16 protein-coding genes and 2 pseudogenes are annotated in these 18,892 nt (G+C 63.2%); 12 read left to right on the top strand and 6 right to left on the bottom strand.

Annotated elements, in window-relative coordinates; all coding sequences use genetic code 11:
• The coding region (gene tnpC / locus CI41S_RS26295) for an IS66 family transposase (protein WP_139862265.1) at nt 1–948 on the top strand (948 nt) is incomplete at its 5' end.
• A gap of 392 nt (nt 949–1,340) precedes the next feature.
• Here tnpC and CI41S_RS44630 read toward each other — a convergent pair.
• The 5 genes and pseudogenes from CI41S_RS44630 to tyrS form a co-directional block, all read right to left on the bottom strand.
• Nucleotides 1,341–1,526, bottom strand: a pseudogene (locus tag CI41S_RS44630) (MFS transporter); the annotation flags it as partial.
• Between the two features lie 111 nt (nt 1,527–1,637).
• A complete protein-coding gene (locus CI41S_RS45200) occupies nt 1,638–3,047 on the bottom strand; it encodes an invasion associated locus B family protein (protein WP_139862264.1) in 1,410 nt (469 codons plus the stop codon).
• Between the two features lie 136 nt (nt 3,048–3,183).
• Nucleotides 3,184–4,916, bottom strand: a pseudogene (locus tag CI41S_RS26280) (adenylate/guanylate cyclase domain-containing protein).
• A gap of 343 nt (nt 4,917–5,259) precedes the next feature.
• A complete protein-coding gene (locus CI41S_RS26275; RefSeq protein WP_139862263.1) occupies nt 5,260–6,507 on the bottom strand; it encodes an MFS transporter in 1,248 nt (415 codons plus the stop codon).
• A gap of 110 nt (nt 6,508–6,617) precedes the next feature.
• The gene (tyrS, locus tag CI41S_RS26270) at nt 6,618–7,871 is read right to left on the bottom strand and encodes a tyrosine--tRNA ligase (protein ID WP_139862262.1); all 1,254 of its coding nucleotides are present in this window, start codon (nt 7,869–7,871) and stop codon (nt 6,618–6,620) included.
• A 152-nt stretch (nt 7,872–8,023) separates the two neighbouring features.
• Here tyrS and CI41S_RS26265 point away from each other — a divergent pair, with 152 nt between their 5' ends.
• The 3 genes from CI41S_RS26265 (at nt 8,024) to CI41S_RS26255 (ending at nt 10,224) form a co-directional block, all read left to right on the top strand.
• Nucleotides 8,024–9,127, top strand: coding sequence for an anhydro-N-acetylmuramic acid kinase (locus tag CI41S_RS26265; RefSeq protein ID WP_139862261.1), 1,104 nt, complete (start codon nt 8,024–8,026; stop codon nt 9,125–9,127).
• An 83-nt stretch (nt 9,128–9,210) separates the two neighbouring features.
• Nucleotides 9,211–9,888, top strand: coding sequence for a glutathione S-transferase family protein (locus tag CI41S_RS26260; protein ID WP_139862260.1), 678 nt, complete (start codon nt 9,211–9,213; stop codon nt 9,886–9,888).
• A gap of 6 nt (nt 9,889–9,894) precedes the next feature.
• Complete coding sequence (locus CI41S_RS26255) at nt 9,895–10,224, top strand: DMT family transporter (protein ID WP_139862259.1); 330 nt, start codon at nt 9,895–9,897, stop codon at nt 10,222–10,224.
• 137 nt (nt 10,225–10,361) lie between these two features.
• On the opposite strand, the gene CI41S_RS26250 is transcribed toward CI41S_RS26255, so the two are convergent.
• Complete coding sequence (locus CI41S_RS26250; RefSeq protein ID WP_139483952.1) at nt 10,362–11,009, bottom strand: alpha/beta hydrolase; 648 nt, start codon at nt 11,007–11,009, stop codon at nt 10,362–10,364.
• A 330-nt stretch (nt 11,010–11,339) separates the two neighbouring features.
• On the opposite strand from CI41S_RS26250, the gene CI41S_RS26245 reads away from it, so the two are divergent.
• The 8 genes from CI41S_RS26245 to CI41S_RS26210 form a co-directional block, all read left to right on the top strand.
• Nucleotides 11,340–12,497 (top strand): cysteine desulfurase family protein, encoded by a 1,158-nt coding sequence (locus CI41S_RS26245; protein ID WP_139862258.1) that lies wholly within the window; start codon nt 11,340–11,342, stop codon nt 12,495–12,497.
• Nucleotides 12,498–12,593: 96 nt separating this feature from the next.
• The gene (gene sufB / locus CI41S_RS26240) at nt 12,594–14,090 is read left to right on the top strand and encodes a Fe-S cluster assembly protein SufB (RefSeq protein ID WP_139862257.1); all 1,497 of its coding nucleotides are present in this window, start codon (nt 12,594–12,596) and stop codon (nt 14,088–14,090) included.
• 60 nt (nt 14,091–14,150) lie between these two features.
• Entirely contained in the window at nt 14,151–14,903 is a 753-nt protein-coding gene (sufC, locus tag CI41S_RS26235) for a Fe-S cluster assembly ATPase SufC (RefSeq protein ID WP_139862256.1), read from the top strand.
• A 13-nt stretch (nt 14,904–14,916) separates the two neighbouring features.
• Nucleotides 14,917–16,239, top strand: a complete 1,323-nt coding sequence (gene sufD, locus CI41S_RS26230; protein WP_139862255.1) for a Fe-S cluster assembly protein SufD — start codon at nt 14,917–14,919, stop codon at nt 16,237–16,239.
• Nucleotides 16,236–17,483 (top strand): cysteine desulfurase, encoded by a 1,248-nt coding sequence (locus tag CI41S_RS26225; protein WP_139483947.1) that lies wholly within the window; start codon nt 16,236–16,238, stop codon nt 17,481–17,483. The genes sufD and CI41S_RS26225 overlap by 4 nt, the downstream gene beginning before the upstream one ends.
• The gene (locus CI41S_RS26220; RefSeq protein WP_139483946.1) at nt 17,480–17,851 is read left to right on the top strand and encodes an SUF system Fe-S cluster assembly protein; all 372 of its coding nucleotides are present in this window, start codon (nt 17,480–17,482) and stop codon (nt 17,849–17,851) included. Before CI41S_RS26225 ends, CI41S_RS26220 begins: the two co-directional genes overlap by 4 nt.
• 67 nt (nt 17,852–17,918) lie before the next feature.
• Nucleotides 17,919–18,332, top strand: a complete 414-nt coding sequence (locus CI41S_RS26215; RefSeq protein ID WP_139483945.1) for a HesB/IscA family protein — start codon at nt 17,919–17,921, stop codon at nt 18,330–18,332.
• Nucleotides 18,333–18,530: 198 nt separating this feature from the next.
• Nucleotides 18,531–18,892, top strand: a 362-nt coding sequence (locus CI41S_RS26210) for an IS110 family transposase (protein ID WP_139862254.1), incomplete at its 3' end; no start/stop codon positions are given.

Raw genomic sequence — 18,892 nt, 5'->3', positions numbered from 1 at the left:
CAGGGGATCCGGCTTGATCGGGCTACACTGGGCAATTGGGCTGGCCGCGCCTGCTTCCATCTTCAACCCATCGCGGACCACATGCGTCGCCACCTGGCCATGGCGGATCGGCTGTTCATGGATGAGACCAAGGCGCCGGTACTCGATCCGGGGCGCGGCCAAACGAAGAAAGGCTACTTCTGGGCGATCGCCTCAGACGATCGCGGCCACAGCGGTCCAAGTCCGCCAATCGTGTTGTTCAGATATGCCCCCGGTCGCAGCGGTGCCTTCGCGCAGCAGTTCCTGGACGGCTTTGGCGGACGCTTCCTGCAATGCGATGCCTATGACGGCTATGACCGGCTGACCGAAGTCGTTCGACCGCAAGGGCCTTGGACGCTCGTGCATTGCTGGAGCCATTTGCGCCGGCGCTTCGTGAAATTGGTGCGCAACAGCAAATCGCCGATCGCCGAGGCCGCCGTGCGGCACATCGCACAGCTTTACGCCATTGAAGCCATGGTACGCGGCTCATCGCCGGACATCCGGTTGGCCGCGCGCAAAGAGCACTCGCTGCCCATGGTAGCCGCGTTGAAGTCGTGGTTTGAGAAACAGCTGTCGATGATCTCCAGCGGTTCGACGCTCGCGGAGGACATCCGCTATGCCCTCAATCATTGGCAGGGGCTGACCCGCTTCCTCGAAGACGGACGTCTCGAGCTCGACACCAACCCAGTCGAGAACGCCATCCGGCCAATCTGTTTGACCAGGAAAAACGCTCTCTTCGCCGGACATGAAATCGGAGCGGAAAACTGGGCCTTACTGGCCTCGATCGTCGCCACCTGCAAACTCAACGACGTCAATCCGGCCGGCTACATCGCCGAAACACTCGAGGCGATTATCGACGGCCATCCCCATAGCAGAATCGGCGACCTCATGCCGTGGCGCTTCCGCAAGGCGTCAAGCCAGCCTCAATAGGGCCCCGGCTGAGCGCTTACGGTTGAGGCGGTGCATCGGTAGCTATGGATCACAAGGCGACATCCCTGCGGTCGGCCGGCGTGTCCGCATTGCCTGTCAAAAGCGGACATCCCCGATTTTTGGGTACGCGCCCTAGCTGTTTTGCGCAGCGCGGGCTTAGTTTAAGAAATCCGTTCACAGCTTCCCAATCTCGTCGAACGTCACTTGCCCCTTGAGCCGCCAATCCGGACACGGCTGTTGAAGCTAAGACGTTAGCAACCGAACAGGCGCAAAAGCATCGGGAAATGTAGGCCCGACGTCCAATTGCCGGCCTTGTCCATCTATCAAAAACAATGCGACTTTGGGCACGGTTGCGCACGGTCGCTTGGGTGCGACGAAGCCGATAACGCTCGTCACCGCCGCAGCGCCGGCACCACCAGGAACGGGATCATGCCGAGCACCACGCTGACCAGCGCGAAGGCGATCAGCGGGTTGTAGCTGTGGGTCCAGTCATGGATCAGGCCGCCGCTCCAGGAGCCGAACGCCGAGCCGAGGCCGCTGCCGATCGAGATCGCGCCGAAGATGGTGCCGACGCGCTCGTTAGATAGATAGCGGCTGAAGCAGGTCGGGTCTTTGCGATTTCGTTTCGGAGGAATGTTCGCCCTCCTTGCTGGCGGGCAAGTCTCTGATCCTCCCGCACGCCATAGCGCTTATTCCGCATTTAGGCCGAAATTAAAGGTCTGCGACGGCGCAGCCTTGCGCACTTCACCAAATGGCCTAATCGGCAAATTTAGCGAAACCGAGGATGAGTTGAAACTGGTTAGCTCCAGCTTGAGGTTCTGTCCGTTTTCCAATTCAGCAATGAGCGCAGGATCGACCGCGTCTGCCGCGATGCAGATGTTTGTGAGGCACCAATTGAAGGGGATTTGCGTTGATCGGCCCTGATCTATCCTCACATTGACCCCCTGCTGCAAATTCGCTCCTTGCGGAACGAAAAGCTGTAGGCGACCCCGACCATCGGCGCGCTCGATGAGGTCTACCCGTACAATCACCTGATCTAGATCGTCCGTGCCGGTCGATGTGGTCCGGCATATTTCAGTCTTGTCGGATGAATCGAAACAAAGTTTTTGCCAGCTAGAGTAATGAATATTCTGAGGCAGACTCAGTTTAGGCGGCTGAAATGTGGGCTGCTGCTCTGGGTCATCGCGCTTGTTGACTTGCTGCTGTGGCGGGCTGCCGGTTGCTGAATGGGTCTCCAAAAACTGCGCCACAAGGGGTGACCATATCGGCACAGCGTCTGGAGAATCGATCATGAAATGGCCGTCGCTTCCGAACGGGGGCAGCATTTTATATTCTGCGTTCCCTCCCGCCTCTACGAACGCATCATGCATGCGCTTCGTAAGTGCCGGGCCGAAATAGCTATCGTTCTCGGCGTATATCCATAACATCGGTACTCGCGCCGTGCGGCCAAATTCGCCTGTAGCAGCGACGAGTTTGTCGGGCGCGCAATTGTTGTTTGGCTTGCCATCGACCCTGCCTCCGCGCCCAGCTGCAAAGGTGATCACCGCCTTGACTGACGCAGGATTGAGACTGGCAAGAGCAATGGATCCCCATCCGCCCCCCGATTGGCCAACGACGACGACCTTACCGGGCTGGACCATCTTCTTCTTGCTCATATAGTCAATGACCCATTCATTTAAGGTCGCGATCGCCAATCCGGGCCCACGGAAATTTGGATTGTCACAGCTGCCGACGTGCGCAAACACCGCCCCGTAAAGTCCCTTGTCCTTATCATCGAGGCTGCTGGCTCCGTACCTGATCGGCGAGATGACTACATAGCCTCGGCGCGCGAACCAGCGTGCGGCTTCCGGGTACTCGAGCGTCGGAAACATCGTCCGCTCTTGAGCACCGAGAGAAATGCCGTGGTTCATAATCACCAAAGGGAAAGGCCCGTCACCGACGGGCCTGACCAGATAGGCAAGGACCGGCAATGGAAAGGGTAGGGCCCAAATCTCTTCCTGGATTTTTGGAGACGCAGCGGCCTGACCCGCCAATGCCGGTGGGCGTGTGACCGGCAGAAATGCGAGCAGGAGAAGTGCAAGCAGAAGGCGCTTTACCATCTTCATACCTCCATGGCTTACGCGAAGCCTTTGCTGGCTGGACGCCGATCCATTGATCTGGATCAAGCTTCCGTCGCAAGGATGGCTTCTCTCTCAGAGCCCGTCTGGATCGTCCGCAGATCGAAAGCCGACGCTGCTACTTGTGCTCCATCTGCCAAGAACCGTCCCAATCTGCGGGAGGCGGGCTAGATCGAAATTGGTCGATCCGCTGCAACAGGAGCAGCGATGGGCCGTCTTCCGGAGAGACCTTCAGGGCTTCCCTGAAGTGCGATTCCGCTTTGTCCCAGCGGCAGTCTCTATAAGCTGCCAGCCCGTCTCTATAGTGGGATCGCAGCATTTCCTGCTGCTCGGTGAGTTCTCCACGTTTTGCCATCACTTCGAAGACGGCCTGTGGGACGCTTTGTCCGACCACCGCCAGATAATCGATCTCTCGCAGCTCAAGCGCGTTTCCGAGGGCGGCGGCAGTTGCTTGGGAGATAAGGATTCGGCATCCATAGACCTTGTTGACGGCCTCGAGCCGCGAAGCAAGATTCACGGTGTCTCCCATTACGGTGAAGCTCATCATCAGCTCCGAGCCGATGCTTCCCGCCAAAACCTCACCGGTCGCAATACCTATTCGGATGTCGCACTCGGCGGGGATGACACGAACGCCCAAGAGTTCCGGCAACTCCTGCCGCAAGGTAGGCACTCGCTGAACCATGTCAGCCGCAGCCAGGCATGCGAGCCGCGCCTGGTCCCCCTCATCAATGAAGGGGGCACCCCAATATGCCATGATGGCATCGCCAATATACTTGTCGATCACGCCTCGATGTTCACGAACCGGCTCTGACATCATGGTCAGATAGCAGTTCATGACCTTGACGAGCCCTGAGGGGTCATACCCTCGCTCATCGAGGTGAATCCCTTCATGTCGCAGAACATCACGGTCATCAACCGGCGTTGGCCCTCAGTCGCATCAGGCCGATCGATCAGTCCTTCGGCAATCCTTGGATCGATATATCGACCGAAAGTCTCTCGGATACGCGCATTTCGGCGAAGTTGTTCAACCATCCGATTGAAGGCGGCGGACAGTTGGCCTATTTCATCATTCGTGGAGACGCGGATCAATTGATCGAGTCGGCCCGCTTCGATTTCTCGTGTCCCGTCCAACAATTGCCGCACTGGCCGCGTGATGCCGCTCGCGACGAGAAGTGCTAAGCTGAGGCCAAGTATCGCCGCGAGAGCCGTGACAACGCCTGATACGGTGATTGTCTTCTGCTGATTTTGAATGACGGTGGAAATGCTGGAAGACACCTGTGATCGCATGTCAGCCCGGATCGCGTCGATTTTCTGGGTAAATTGATCGCGTAGTACATCCGCCCTCGCCAGGATCGCCCGCGCCTCGGGGAATTCCTTGGCGTCGAGGTGTTCCAATAATTTCGCGTCTTCTTGATCGAGGTGCTGGCGAAGCTCTGTCATCGCATTTTCGATTCGGTTTTCGATGCGCGCCAAACCTGCGTTGTCCGACGGCGTGCGCGTGTCTTCTATGATCGCGTTGATCAATTTGCGTGCGGACACCGTCTCTTGCTCGATCTCGCTATCTTTATCCTGGAAGGCGCGTAGCCGTGCGGCATACCCTTGATCGTCCGGAGGGACCTGCATCCTCGCGATCACCATTCGGCGCAGCGTAAGCGCCCGTTCCAGTGATCGGATGTTAGCTCGCGCCGGGTGGCTATAAGCGGGAATGTACTTGTCCGTCAGTTCCTGGAGTAGATACCCTACTTGTGCGGACATCACTATCGACAACACGGACGTGATCACCATCAGGACAATCAGCCCAAGAGCGATCCCGACGATCTTTCGCCTGATCGACGGAAACACCAACGGCAAACCTAGCTGACGTCGAGTGTGACTAGCGAGTTCGGCCGTCGTGCTGGTCATGACGCCACGCTCCTCGATTGTTGGCACGGGAAGGACCGGACCCGGTCGATGGCGAGGTTGCGTGACTTTGCTCGGGGGTTGGACCGCAAATGGTCGGTATTCCAACCTCGAGTCTTGCTCTCCTGCTCCCCACCCAAAACGGGCCGCCTTCGGGATTCTAGATTTCTCGCTCTCGCGGACGTCAGCTTGACATAAATCAACCGGCGGACACAACTGCACCCTCGGCTGCAAGCAATGGACGCGCCCTAGTTGCTTTGCGCAGCGCGGGCTGTGGCGAAGCCGATAGCGCTCGTCAGCGCCGAAGCGCCGGCACCACCAAAAACGGGATCATGCCCAGCACCACGCTGACCAGCGCGAAGGCGATCAGCGGATTGTAGCTGTGGGTCCAGTCGTGGATCAGGCCGCCGCTCCAGGAGCCGAACGCCGAGCCGAGGCCGCTGCCGATCGAGATCGCGCCGAAGATGGTGCCGACGCGCTCGCCGCGAAAAATCTTCAGCGCGGTCGCGGTGATCAGCGGGCCGCGTGAGCCGATCATGCTGCCGAAGGTCACGACGAAGCCGGTGAGCAGCCAGTAGTTGGGATACCACTGCAGCAGCCAGAGCAGGATGATGCCGAGGATCGAGACGCCGTAGCTGAACAGGATCGAGGGCCGGCGGCCGATGATGCCGTCGAGCGTGGAGACGCCGAGCATGCCGACGAACAGCGTGACGCCGGAAAAGCCCCAGGCGGTGGCCGCCTGCAACGGCGGAAAGCCGACGTCGATCAGGTAGGCGACGATCTGCGCCGTCAGCCCGAACATCGCGATCGAGGTGAAGAAGAAGGTCGAGAACAGCGCCCAGAAGGCGTGGTGGCGCATCGCGCTTGCGAGCGTCCAACCTTCGGCGGCGAGCGAGGTCTCGGCCGGCTTCACCACATGCGGCGCTCCACCTGCGAACCGCCGCCAGGGCAGCAACACCAGCGGAAGCAGCAGGCACAGCATGACGACGCCATAGAGCTGATAGGCGCCGCGCCAGCCCATGCGATCGATCAGGATTTGCGACAGCGGCAACAACACCAGGAGGCCGGCGCCGGGCGCCGAGTACAGCACCGCCATCGCGGTCGGCAGCCGCGGCCCGAACCAGCGGCCGAGCATGATCGAGTGCGGCACGATGCCGATCAGCGCCGCGCCGAAGCCGACGCACAGCCCGACGCTGAGCTGGAACTGCCAGAGCTGCCGCGCGTGCGCTGCGACCAGGAAGGCGCCGCCGAGCAGCAGCAATCCGAGCGCATAGACCGCGCGCGGTCCGAGGCGGTCGAACAACCGGCCGACCACCGGCGCGGTCAATCCGGCGGCGAGCCAGGTCAGCGAGTAGACCGACACCACCTCGGCGCGATCCCAGCCAAAACTTTCCGAGATCGGTTTCAGGAACACGCTAAAACTGTCGCTGAGGCCGCGGCCGAGCACCATCAGCACGAAGCAGAGCGCGAGCACGTTCAGCGCGACGCCGGCCGATTTCGCCGGCGTCGTGCGCGTGTCGTCCCGATGCGTGTGCTGATCCATCCGCCTTTCCGCGCGCGATCGGACGCAAAACCGGAAGGCCACTTTTGCTGATCGCGCTAGCAGGGAGCGCGCTTTCAGCGCCCCCCGCAACCGACAAAAGCGAATGCGCCTTATGCGGGCCTGAGCAGAACGTGCCGCTTCTTGCCGAGCGATAGTTTCACCACACCCTCCGGCGTCAGATTGGCCGACGTTATCTGCATCTTCTCGTCGGTGACGGCGGCATCGTTGACACGCAAGCCGCCGCCCTTGATCTGCCGCCGCGCTTCACCGTTGGAGGCGACGAGCTCGGCCTTGACGAAAGCGGCGAGCACGCCGAGTCCGCCGTCGAATTCGCCGCGCGGAATTTCCACCGTCGGCAAGGTTTCCGCCAGCGCGCCTTCTTCAAAAGTGCGGCGCGCGGTTTCGGCGGCCTCGACGGCCGCATCGCGGCCGTGCAGCAGCGCGGTCGCCTCGGTCGCCAGCACCTTCTTGGCCTCGTTGATCTCGCTGCCGCCGAGCGCCGCAAGCTTTGCGATCTCGCTCATCGGCAGGATGGTGAAGAGTTTTAGGAACTTGACGACGTCGGCGTCCTCGACATTGCGCCAGTACTGCCAGAAGTCGTAGGGCGAGAACTGGTCGGCATTGAGCCACACCGCGCCCTTGGCGGTCTTGCCCATCTTGTCGCCGGAGGCGGTGGTGAGCAGCGGCGTGGTCAGCGCGAACAGCTGCGGCGTGCCCATGCGGCGGCCGAGATCGACGCCGTTGACGATGTTGCCCCACTGGTCGGAGCCGCCCATCTGCAGCCGGCAGCCGACGCGGCGCGACAGCTCGACGAAGTCGTAGGCCTGGCAGACCATGTAGTTGAACTCGATGAAGCTCATCTCCTGCTCGCGCTCGAGCCGCAGCCGCACCGAGTCCATGGTCAGCATGCGGTTGACCGAAAAGTGCCGGCCGATGTCGCGCAGCATCTCGATCCAGTTCAGCTTGGTCAGCCACTCGGCATTGTCGAGCATGACGGCGTCGGCATGGCCGTCGCCATAGCGCAGCACCTTGGCAAACACGCCGCGGATCGAGGCCTTGTTGGCCTCGATCTCGGCCACGGTGCGCAGCGCGCGGGTCTCGTCCTTGCCGGAGGGATCGCCGACCATGGTGGTGCCGCCGCCCATCAGCGTGATCGGCTTGTTGCCGCTCTGCTGCAGCCAGTACAGCATCATCATGGTGAGGTAGTTGCCGATATGCAGCGACGGGGCGGTGCAGTCGTAGCCGACATAGGCGGTCGCCTGGCCCTGCGCGGCAAGCGCGTCGAGGCCCTCGAAATCGGAGCACTGGTGGATAAAGCCGCGTTCCTGTAAAGTGTTCAGGAAATCCGATTTAAATGCAGTCATGTGTCTGCGACCTGGATCATTCTTGTTTTACGGTTTTTGCATCTATTTGCGGAACCTTGACCCAGAGGCCGCCGCAGCCGGACGCGCTGTGGCATTATAGGATGTAGATATTTGAGACAAGCCGGGGGTTCCCGGTTGGGGCGCGACCTAAGATGATGCTGACGGCACTCGGTCTGATGAGCGGGACTTCGCTCGACGGGGTCGATGTGGCTTTGATCGAAACCGATGGACGCCAGATCAAGGCGTTCGGACCCTCCGGTTACCGGCCCTACACTGAAGGCGAGCGCAGCCTGCTCCGGCAGGCGCTGACCGAGGCGGTGCATCTGCCGCAGCGCGATGCCCGGCCGGGCATCCTGCGCCATGCCGAGCAGGCGGTGACCATCGCCCATGCCGAGGCGGTCGCGAGCTTCACCGCGCAGCACCGGATCTCCTGCCAGGACATCGACATCGTCGGGTTCCACGGCCAGACCGTGCTGCATCGCCCGGAGCGGCGGCTGACGGTGCAGATCGGCGACGCCGGCGCGCTGGCCAAGACGATCCACATCCCCGTGATGCACGACTTCCGCGCCGCCGACGTCGAGGCCGGCGGGCAGGGCGCGCCGTTCGTGCCGGTCTATCATCGCGCGCTGGCGCAATCGCTCAATCGCGAGGGGCCGATCGTCGTCGTCAACATCGGCGGCGTCTCCAACATCACCTATATCGACGGCGCGGACACGCTGATCGCCTGCGACACCGGGCCGGGCAACGCGCTGATCGACGATTTCATGTATCGCCACATGCATCAGGCATTCGACACCGAAGGCCGCTTTGCCGCACAGGGCAAGCCGGACGAGACCTGGATCGCGCAGGCCTTGAAGCTGCCGTTCTTCTCGGCGCGGCCGCCGAAATCGCTCGACCGCAACGATTTTGCGGCGCTCAAGCTCGGCGCGGTGGCGCCGGCCGACGGCGCCGCGACGCTGACCGCGTTCACCGCGGCCGCGATCGCCCGGATCGTGCCGCTGCTGCCGAAGCGGCCGAAGTGCTGGATCGTCTGCGGCGGCGGCGCCTCCAATCTGACGATGCTCAGAATGCTGCGCGAGCGGCTGGCTCCGGCGACCGTTCAGGCCGCCGAGAGCGTCGGCTGGGCGTCGGACGCGATCGAGGCCCAGGCGTTCGGCTTCCTGGCGGCCCGCGGCCTGAAGGGCCTGCCGCTGAGCTATCCCGCCACCACGGGGGTGCCGATCCCGATGACCGGGGGCATCATCGCGCGTCCGTGATTTAGATGCAAATGCATCTACCTTGACAGTTCCATGCAGTTGCATTTAATTGGATGCAGATGCATTGAACGCGAGGATCCTCCATGGCCGCCTTGAAGCTGATCAGCCACAAGCTCTGCCCCTATGTGCAACGCGCGGTGATCGCGCTCGCCGAAAAGGGCGTTCCGTTCGAGCGGATCGACATCGATCTCGCCAATAAGCCGGACTGGTTCTTGAAGATCTCGCCGCTCGGCAAGGTGCCGGTGCTGGTCGTGACCCGCGACGACGGCAGCGAGGTCGCGCTGTTCGAGAGCAATGTGATCTGCGAGTACATCGAGGAGACGCAAGCGGGCGCGAAGCTGCATCCGCAGGACGCGCTGACGCGCGCCGAGCACCGCGCCTGGATGGAGTTCGGCTCGGCGATCCTCGGCGATCTCTGGGGGCTCGAGACCGCGACCGATGCGGCACTGTTCGAGAGCAAGCGTCAGGCGGTCGCGGCGAAATTCGCGCGTGTCGAGGCGGCGCTCGGTGCCGGTCCGTACTTCGCGGGCGAAAGCTTCAGCCTGGTGGACGCGGTGTTCGCGCCGATCTTCCGCTATTTCGACCTGTTCGATCAGCTGACCGAGCTCAGCGTGTTCACCCATACGCCAAAACTGCGCGCATGGCGCAGCGCGCTGGCGCAGCGGCCGAGCGTGCGCCGGGCGGTGTCGCCGGATTATCCCGCACTGCTGCACGCGTTCCTGGTTAACCACCGCGCGCACATGCTGAAGCTCGCCGCGTAACGCGCCATGTCGCACTCGATCGCGTGGGTTGCGCTCGTGGTCGCCGGCCTGCTCGACGTCGGCTGGGCGATCTCGATGAAATATGCCGAGGGCTATACGCGGCTCGGCTGGACGCTGGTCTCGCTGCTGCTGCTCGCCGCGTTTGTGTTCCTGCTCGGCCGCGCGCTGCAGGTGCTCGGCGTCGGCGTCGCCTACACGGTGTGGACCGGGATCGGCGCAGTCGGCACGCTGAGCATGGGCGTGCTGCTGTTCAACGAGGCGCTGAACCCGATGAAGATAGCGGGGATCGCGCTGGTGCTCGCCGGCATCGCCGCGCTGAAGCTCGCGCCGGAATAGGCGGATTCCGTAGCCCGGATGGAGCTTCGTAGCCCGGATGGAGCGGAGCGCAATCCGGGGTAGCTTTCACCGCGGTGGGAGCGATCCCGGATTGCGCTGCGCTTCATCCGGGCTACAAGGCTACGGGACTTTGTGCCTTACCGCACGTTGGCGAGGCGCATGTCGAGATAGCCGGTCACCGTCTCCATCAGCGGCTCGAGCTTGCCGTCGAAGAAGTGGTTGGCGCCGGGGATGACCTGCTGGTCGATCACGATGCCCTTCTGGGTCTTCAGCTTCTCGACCAGCGTGTTGACGTCCTTGGCCGGCACCACGGCGTCCTTGTCGCCATGCACGATCAGGCCCGATGACGGGCAGGGCGCCAGGAACGAAAAGTCGTAGAGATTGGCCGGCGGCGCGATCGAGATGAAACCCTCGATCTCCGGCCGGCGCATCAGAAGCTGCATGCCGATCCAGGCGCCGAACGAGAAGCCGGCGACCCAGCAGGCGCGCGCTTCCGGATTGATCGCCTGCGCCCAGTCAAGCGCGCTCGCCGCATCCGACAATTCACCGGTGCCGTGATCGAACGAGCCCTGGCTGCGGCCGACGCCGCGGAAGTTGAAGCGCAGCACGGAGAAGCCGCGATGCGCGAACGCGTAGTAGCACTGGTAGACGATCTGGTGATTCATCGTGCCGTGGAACTGCGGATGCGGATGCAGGATCATCGCGATCGGCGCGTTCTTCTGCTTGGCCGGATGATAACGGCCCTCGAGGCGGCCAGCAGGGCCGGTGAAAATGACTTCAGGCATCGTGATCTCTTGCTTGATCCCTCGAGTGACCCATACGCATCAGCCGGACACGGGCTGGCTTCATCGGCTCCAGCAGACAAAGCAGCGCATTGAAAGGGTGATCGGCATCGCTGGCGTGCGCGCGGACGACGCTTCGGTGAATTTTGTGTGGCCCGCTTCTAACATGAGCCGTGGGGCAAAAAGCAAGCATCTTGAGCATCCCGAAGCGGAGTCCACGCCGAGATGCGATTGCACGCGGCGCTGCGATCCCCACTTGAAGCAAAGTCGTTCGAAGAAGCGGCGATCCGGAGCGGAAACCGCGTGTCTGCTAAAAAGGTAATATTGTAAGCAATGGCTGGGCGCGTTTATCTGGACTGGAATGCCACTACACCGCTTCGCCCTGAGGCGAAAGCGGCGATGCTGACGGCGTGGGAGCTGAGCGGCAATCCGTCATCGGTGCACAACGAGGGCCGCACCGCGCGGCGGCTGGTCGAGGACGCCCGCGATGCCGTGGCGAAGGCGGTTGGCGGCCGGCCGCAGGACGTCGTGTTTCTGTCCGGCGGCACCGAGGCCAACGCGCTCGCGCTGACGCCGGGGCTTAGGCGCGGCGTCAACGGACCGGCGGAATGGCTCCTGGTGTCGGCGGTCGAGCATGCCTCGGTGCTCGCAGGCGGACGGTTTTCGGCCGATGCGATCGGCTCGATCAACGTCACGCCGGCCGGTGTGGTTGATCTGGCGCATCTGCGCGCGCTGCTGGCCGACGGTCCGCCGGCGCTGGTGTCGGTGATGCTGGCCAACAACGAGACCGGTGCCATTCAACCGGTGGCCGAAGTGGCCGAGATCGTCCACGCGGCCGGCGGTCTGCTGCATGTCGACGCGATCCAGGCTTTCGGAAAGATCCCGTTCGATTTCGCCTCGACCCAGGCCGACCTTCTGACGCTCTCCGCGCACAAGATCGGCGGACCGAAAGGCGCCGGTGCGCTGGTGCTCGCCGAGGGCGTCGAGGGGCTGGACGCGTGGCTGCGTGGCGGCGGCCAGGAGCTCGGGCGCCGTGCCGGGACCGAGAACGTCACCGGGATTGCCGGCTTCGGTGCCGCCGCCAAGGCGGCCATGGCGGGGCTGAAGGCCGATGCGGCCCGGGTGCGGGGCCTGCGGGACCGGCTGGAACACGGCTTAAGGGAGACGCCGGGCCTGCTGGTCTACGCGGACGGCGTCAAGCGGTTGTCAAATACCGTCCTGTTCACGGTGCCGGGGATGAAGGCCGAAACGGCGGTCATCGGATTCGACCTCGCGGGTGTCGCAGTGTCCTCGGGTTCCGCCTGCTCATCAGGCAAGGTCCAGCCGTCGCATGTCTTGGCGGCAATGGGATACCGTCCGGAGCTGGCGCAGGGAGCGGTGCGGCTCAGTCTTGGCTGGTCTACCACGGAGACAGACGTGGATTTGGCCCTCAAGGCTTGGCGAAAGCTCGCGGATACCCTAGTTAAGGGAGAGCGACGAAACACAGCTTGAACTGTTCTAAGCGGGTGATTTCGTCTTCAAAGCATCGTAAGAGACTTTCGGAACTGAGATCCACCGCGGTCCTTGAAACCGCGAGCGGAGGATTGAATGCCTGCTGTACAAGAGACGGTCGAGCGCGTCCGGCGCATCGACGTCGACCAGTATCGATATGGGTTTGAGACGGAGATCGAGTCCGAGAAGGCCCCCAAGGGGCTGTCGGAAGACACCGTCCGCTTCATCTCCGCCAAGAAGGATGAGCCGGCCTGGATGCTGGAATGGCGTCTGGAGGCGTTCCGCCGCTGGCTGACCATGACCGAGCCGACCTGGGCGCGCGTCAACTATCCGAAGATCGACTATCAGGACATCTATTACTACGCGGCGCCGAAGCCGAAGAAGGCGCTGACCTCGATCGACGAGATCGATCCGGAGATTCTCAAGACCTACGAGAAGCTCGGCATTCCGCTGCGCGAGGTCGCGATCCTCGAGGGCGTCGAGCCGGCTCCGGGCGGCGAACAGACGCCGAGCCGCAAGATCGCGGTCGACGCGGTGTTCGATTCGGTTTCGGTGGCCACCACCTTCAAGGCCGAGCTGAAGAAGGCCGGCGTGATCTTCATGCCGATCTCGGAGGCGATCCGCGAGCATCCCGAGCTGGTGCAGAAATATCTCGGCAGCGTGGTGCCGACCTCGGACAACTATTTCGCGACGCTGAACTCGGCGGTGTTCTCCGACGGCTCGTTCGTCTACGTGCCGCCGGGCGTGCGCTGCCCGATGGAGCTGTCGACCTACTTCCGCATCAACGAGCGCAACACCGGCCAGTTCGAGCGCACGCTGATCATCGCCGACAAGGGCTCCTACGTCTCCTATCTCGAAGGCTGCACCGCGCCGCAGCGCGATGAGAATCAGCTGCACGCCGCCGTGGTCGAGCTGGTCGCGCTCGACGACGCCGAGATCAAGTATTCGACGGTGCAGAACTGGTACCCCGGCAATTCGGAAGGCAAGGGCGGCATCTACAATTTCGTCACCAAGCGTGGCGACTGCCGCGGCAAGAATTCCAAGATCTCGTGGACCCAGGTCGAGACCGGCTCCGCGATCACCTGGAAGTATCCGAGCTGCATCCTGCGCGGCGATAATTCCAGTGGGGAATTCTATTCGATCGCGATCTCGAACGGTTTCCAGCAGGTCGACAGCGGCACCAAGATGATCCATCTCGGCAAGAACACGTCGAGCCGCATCATCTCCAAGGGCATCGCCGCCGGCAAATCGCAGAACACCTATCGCGGCCTGGTCAGCGCCCATCGCAAGGCGACCGGCGCGCGAAACTACACCGCCTGCGATTCGCTTCTGATCGGCGACAAATGCGGCGCGCACACCGTGCCGTATGTAGAGGCCAAGAATTCCTCGGCGACGTTCGAGCATGAGGCGACGACGTCGAAGATCTCCGAGGATGTGCTGTTCTACTGCGTCCAGCGCGGGCTCAGCCAGGAGGAAGCCGTCGGCCTCGTGGTCAACGGTTTCGTCAAGGACGTGCTGCAGCAGCTGCCGATGGAGTTCGCAGTGGAAGCGCAGAAGCTGATCTCGATCAGCCTCGAAGGTTCGGTTGGCTAAACCCCCATCCCGCATGGTTGCGAATGACGCGCCTCGGGATGACGCTCAGGAAAAAATGCGATGTCTCTGCTTGAAGTGAAGGATCTGAAGGTTCGTGTCGAGGATCGCGAGATCCTCCATGGGCTGTCGCTGACGGTGAACCCGGGCCAGGTGCATGCGATCATGGGGCCGAACGGCTCCGGCAAATCGACGCTGTCTCATGTGATCGCCGGCAAGCCGGGCTATGAGGTGACCGGCGGACAGATCCTGTTCCGCGGCGAGGACGTGCTGGAGATGGAGCCGAACGAGCGCGCCGCCAAGGGCCTGTTCCTGGCGTTCCAGTATCCGGTCGAGATCCCCGGCGTCACCACCTGGAATTTCCTGCATGCCGCGCTCAACGCCCAGCGCAAGGCACGCGGCGAGGAAGAGATTTCGTCGCCGGCGTTCCTGAAGAAGGTCCGCGAAGTCGCCAAATCGCTCAACATCCCGCAGGACATGCTGAAGCGCGGCGTCAATGTCGGATTCTCCGGCGGCGAGAAGAAGCGCAACGAGATTCTGCAGATGGCGCTGTTCGAGCCGGCCGTCTGTATCCTCGACGAGATGGATTCCGGCCTCGACATCGACGCGCTCAGGATCGCCGCCGACGGCGTCAACGCGCTGCGCTCGCCGGAGCGCGCGATGGTCGTGATCACGCACTATCAGCGGCTGCTCAACTACATCGTGCCCGACGTGGTGCACGTGATGTCGAAGGGCCGGGTCGTGAAGAGCGGCGGCAAGGAACTGGCGCTGGAGCTGGAAGAGTCCGGCTACGCGCAATTCGAGGACGCTGCCTGACAGGTGGTTTGAGATGAACGTAGTTGCAAAGACCGAGACCGGGCGCGCGCTGGGCGATGCTTTCGCCGTGGTGCGCGACCGTCTGCCGGGCAAGGGCCAGATCGCCGACCAGCGCCGTCAGGCGTTCGAGGCCTATGAACGATCAGGTCTGCCGCATCGCCGGATCGAGGACTGGAAATACACCGACCTGCGCGCGCTGATGCGCGAGGTGCTGCCGCTGGCGCCGCTGCCGGATGCCGCCGCGCTGAAGCGCGCCGCCGCTGCGGCAAAGCTGCGCGCGATCAAGGGCGTGCGCCGCCTGGTGCTGGTCGATGGCGCGTTCTCGCCTGAGCTGTCCGATCTCGGCAAGCTCGAAAAGGGGCTCGGCATTCGTGCGCTGCGCGAGGTGCTGGAGACGGGCGACGGCGCGCTGGCCGCGCAGGCCTTTGCCTCCGACAATTCCAATCCGATGGTCGCGCTGAACGGCGCGATGGCGACCGACGGCGTTGTCATCGAGCTCGCCGACGGCACGGTGCTGTCGCAGCCGCTGCACATCGTCCATGTCGCGTCGGGCACGGCGCCGGCCGCGATCTTCACCCGTTCGCTGCTGCGGCTCGGCCGCGATGCCGGCGCGACGCTGGTCGAGAGCTTTCTCGCCGCCGAGGGCGCCAAGGCGTACCAGGCGCATGACGGGCTGGTGGTCTCGATCGGCGACAATGCGCGGCTCGATCATGTCAGGTTCGTCGAAGACGCCGTGGACGCCTTCAACATCTCCTCGGCGACCGTCTCGCTCGGCGCCCACGCGCATTTCAATACCTTCGCGATGACGTCGGGCGGTCATGTCAGCCGCTACCAGCTGGCGGTGGCCTGCGCCGGCGAGGGCTCCAAGGTCGAGACCAACGGCGTCAATCTGATCAACGGCAAGCAGCACGCCGACACCACGCTATTCATGGACCACGCGGTGCCGAACTGCGCCAGCCGCGAGCTGTTCCGCGCCGTCGTCGACGACCGCGCGCATTCGGTGTTCCAGGGCCGCATCATCGTTCGCCCGGACGCGCAGAAGACCGACGCCAAGATGATGACCCGGGCGCTGCTGCTGTCTGACGAAGCCGAGGCCGACAACAAGCCGGAGCTCGAGATTTTTGCCGACGACGTCACCTGCGGCCATGGCGCGACCACCGGCGCGCTCGACCAGAGCCTCTTGTTCTACATGCGCGCCCGCGGCCTGCCGGAGAAGGAAGCCCAGGCGCTGCTGATCCAGGCCTTCGTCGGCGAGGCGATCGAAACCATTGCAAGTGACGCTCTGCGCGAGGTCGCGATCGCGGCCGCGCAGCGCTGGCTGGAGGCGAGGGCATGAGCACGCATCCGGCAGTCATGAACGGCGCCTACGACGTCGCCCGCGTGCGGCAGGATTTTCCGGCGCTCGCCATGCAGGTCTACGGCAAGCCGCTGGTCTATCTCGACAACGCCGCCTCGGCGCAGAAGCCGAATGCGGTGCTCGACCGCATGACCGAGGCCTACAAGAGCGAATACGCCAACGTGCATCGCGGCCTGCATTACCTCGCCAATGCCGCGACCGAGGCCTATGAGGGCGCCCGCGGCAAGGTTGCGCAATTCATCAACGCCCGCCGCAGCGAAGAGATCGTCTTCACCCGCAACGTCACCGAGGCGATCAACCTGGTGGCGGCGTCCTGGGGCGGCGTGAACATCGGCGAGGGCGACGAGATCGTGCTCTCGATCATGGAGCACCACTCCAACATCGTGCCGTGGCATTTCCTGCGCGAGCGGCAGGGCGCCGTGCTGAAATGGGCGCCGGTCGACGACGAGGGCAATTTCCTGATCGAGGAGTTCGAGAAGCTCCTGTCGCCGCGCACCAAGATCGTCGCGATTACGCAGATGTCGAACGCGCTCGGCACCATGGTGCCGGTCAAAGAGGTGATCCGGCTCGCGCATGCCCGCGGCATTCCGGTGCTGGTCGACGGCGCGCAGGGCGCGGTGCATCTGCCGGTCGACGTGCAGGACCTCGATTGCGATTTCTATGCCTTCACCGGCCACAAGGTTTACGGGCCGACCGGCATCGGCGCGCTCTATGCCAAGCATGAGCATTTGGTGGCGATGCGGCCGTTCAACGGCGGCGGCGAGATGATCCGCGAGGTCGCCAAGGACTGGGTTACCTATGGCGATCCGCCGCACAAGTTCGAGGCCGGCACGCCGCCGATCGTCGAGGCGATCGGGCTCGGCGCCGCGATCGACTATGTCACCTCGATCGGCAAGGAACGCATCGCCGCGCATGAGCACGAGCTCGTCACCTATGCCCAGGAGCGGCTGCGCGAGATCAACTCGCTGCGGCTGATCGGCACAGCGCGCAACAAGGGCCCGATTATTTCGTTCGAGCTGAAGGGCGCGCACGCCCACGACGTCGCGACCGTGATCGACCGCCAGGGCATCGCGGTGCGCGCCGGCACCCATTGCGTGATGCCGCTTTTAGAGCGGTTCAACGTCACGGCCACCTGCCGCGCCTCGTTCGGGATGTATAATACCAGGGAAGAAGTCGACCATCTGGCACAGGCGCTGCTCAAGGCGCGGGAATTGTTCGCATGACGGATACTGTCGAAGTCAAACCGGCCACCATGGAAACCACCTCGGCGCTGCCGGCGGAGGAAACCGAGCGTCTGAGCGGCGAGATCGTCGCGGCGCTGAAGACGGTGTTCGACCCGGAAATCCCTGCCGACATCTACGAGCTCGGCCTGATCTACAAGGTCGACCTCAAGGACGATCGCGCGGTCGATATCCTGATGACGCTGACCACCCCGAACTGCCCGGCCGCCGGCGAGCTGCCGACCATGGTCGAGAACGCGGTGGCGAGCGTGCCCGGCGTCGGTGTCGTCAACGTCAATCTGGTGTGGGATCCGGCCTGGTCGCCGGATCGCATGTCGGACGAGGCGCGCCTCGTCCTGAATATGTGGTGATGCGTTAGGGAACACGGCTTAGGCTCTAGCAAAGATCGGCAATTGATTTGCCGCTGGGACTGACCACATGAGTGACATGACACACGCTGCATCAAATCCAGAGAAGGCTGCGCCCGCCAAGCCGAAGCGGCCGCGCCCGCAGGTCATGAAACTGACCGATGCCGCGGCTGAGCGCATCACCGAGCTGACCAACCGCGCCGATTCGGAGATCGTCGGCCTGCGCGTCGGCATCAAGAACGGCGGCTGCGCCGGGCAGTCCTACACCGTCGAATACGCCCACGAGATCCGTCCGACCGACGAAGTGGTGGAGGACAAGGGCGTCAAGATCCTGGTCGATCCGAAGGCCGTGCTGTTCCTGCTCGGCACCGAGATGGACTATGTGGCCGACAAGATGCAGGCCCAGTTCGTGTTCAACAACCCGAACCAGGTCTCCGCCTGCGGCTGCGGCGAGTCGGTACAGCTCAAGCCGGCGACGGTTTAGCGGTCACCACAAGCGGCGTATCGAGGGGGAGCGTCCAAGCTTCCCCCGTCATTGCGAGCGAAGCGAAGCAATCCATGGGACCGCATATGCGGATCGATGGATTGCTTCGCTTCGCTCGCAAAGATGGGGTGGACGGCCCCCAACGGCATCAGTGTGCCAGACTGGTGATGTTGATTCGACCAGACAAGGGGACCGTCCATGACGAAGATTAGCACGATTGGTTTGGACTTGGCGAAGAACGTGTTTCAAGTTCACGGGGTTGATGCGGCGGGAGCTGTGGTGCTGAGGCGGCAACTTCGGCGGGCCGCCGTGGAGAAGTTTTTTGCGCAGTTGCCGCCGTGCCTGGTGGGCATGGAGGCCTGTGGCAGCGCGCATCATTGGGCACGGGTGATCGGGAAGTACGGCCACGAAGTCAAGCTGATGCCGCCGGCCTATGTGAAGCCTTATGTGAAGCGCAACAAGAACGATGGCCGGGACGCGGAGGCGATCTGCGAGGCGGTGAGCCGGCCGACGATGCGCTTTGTGGCGGTGAAGAGCGTCGCGCAGCAGGCGGCGCTGGC

Origin of the sequence: Bradyrhizobium ivorense (assembly GCF_900696085.1) — a bacterium.
In the GTDB taxonomy this organism is placed as follows: Bacteria; Pseudomonadota; Alphaproteobacteria; order Rhizobiales; family Xanthobacteraceae; genus Bradyrhizobium; species Bradyrhizobium ivorense.
Note: the sequence above shows the minus strand (reverse complement) of the source record. Positions and strands in the feature narration are given on the sequence as shown.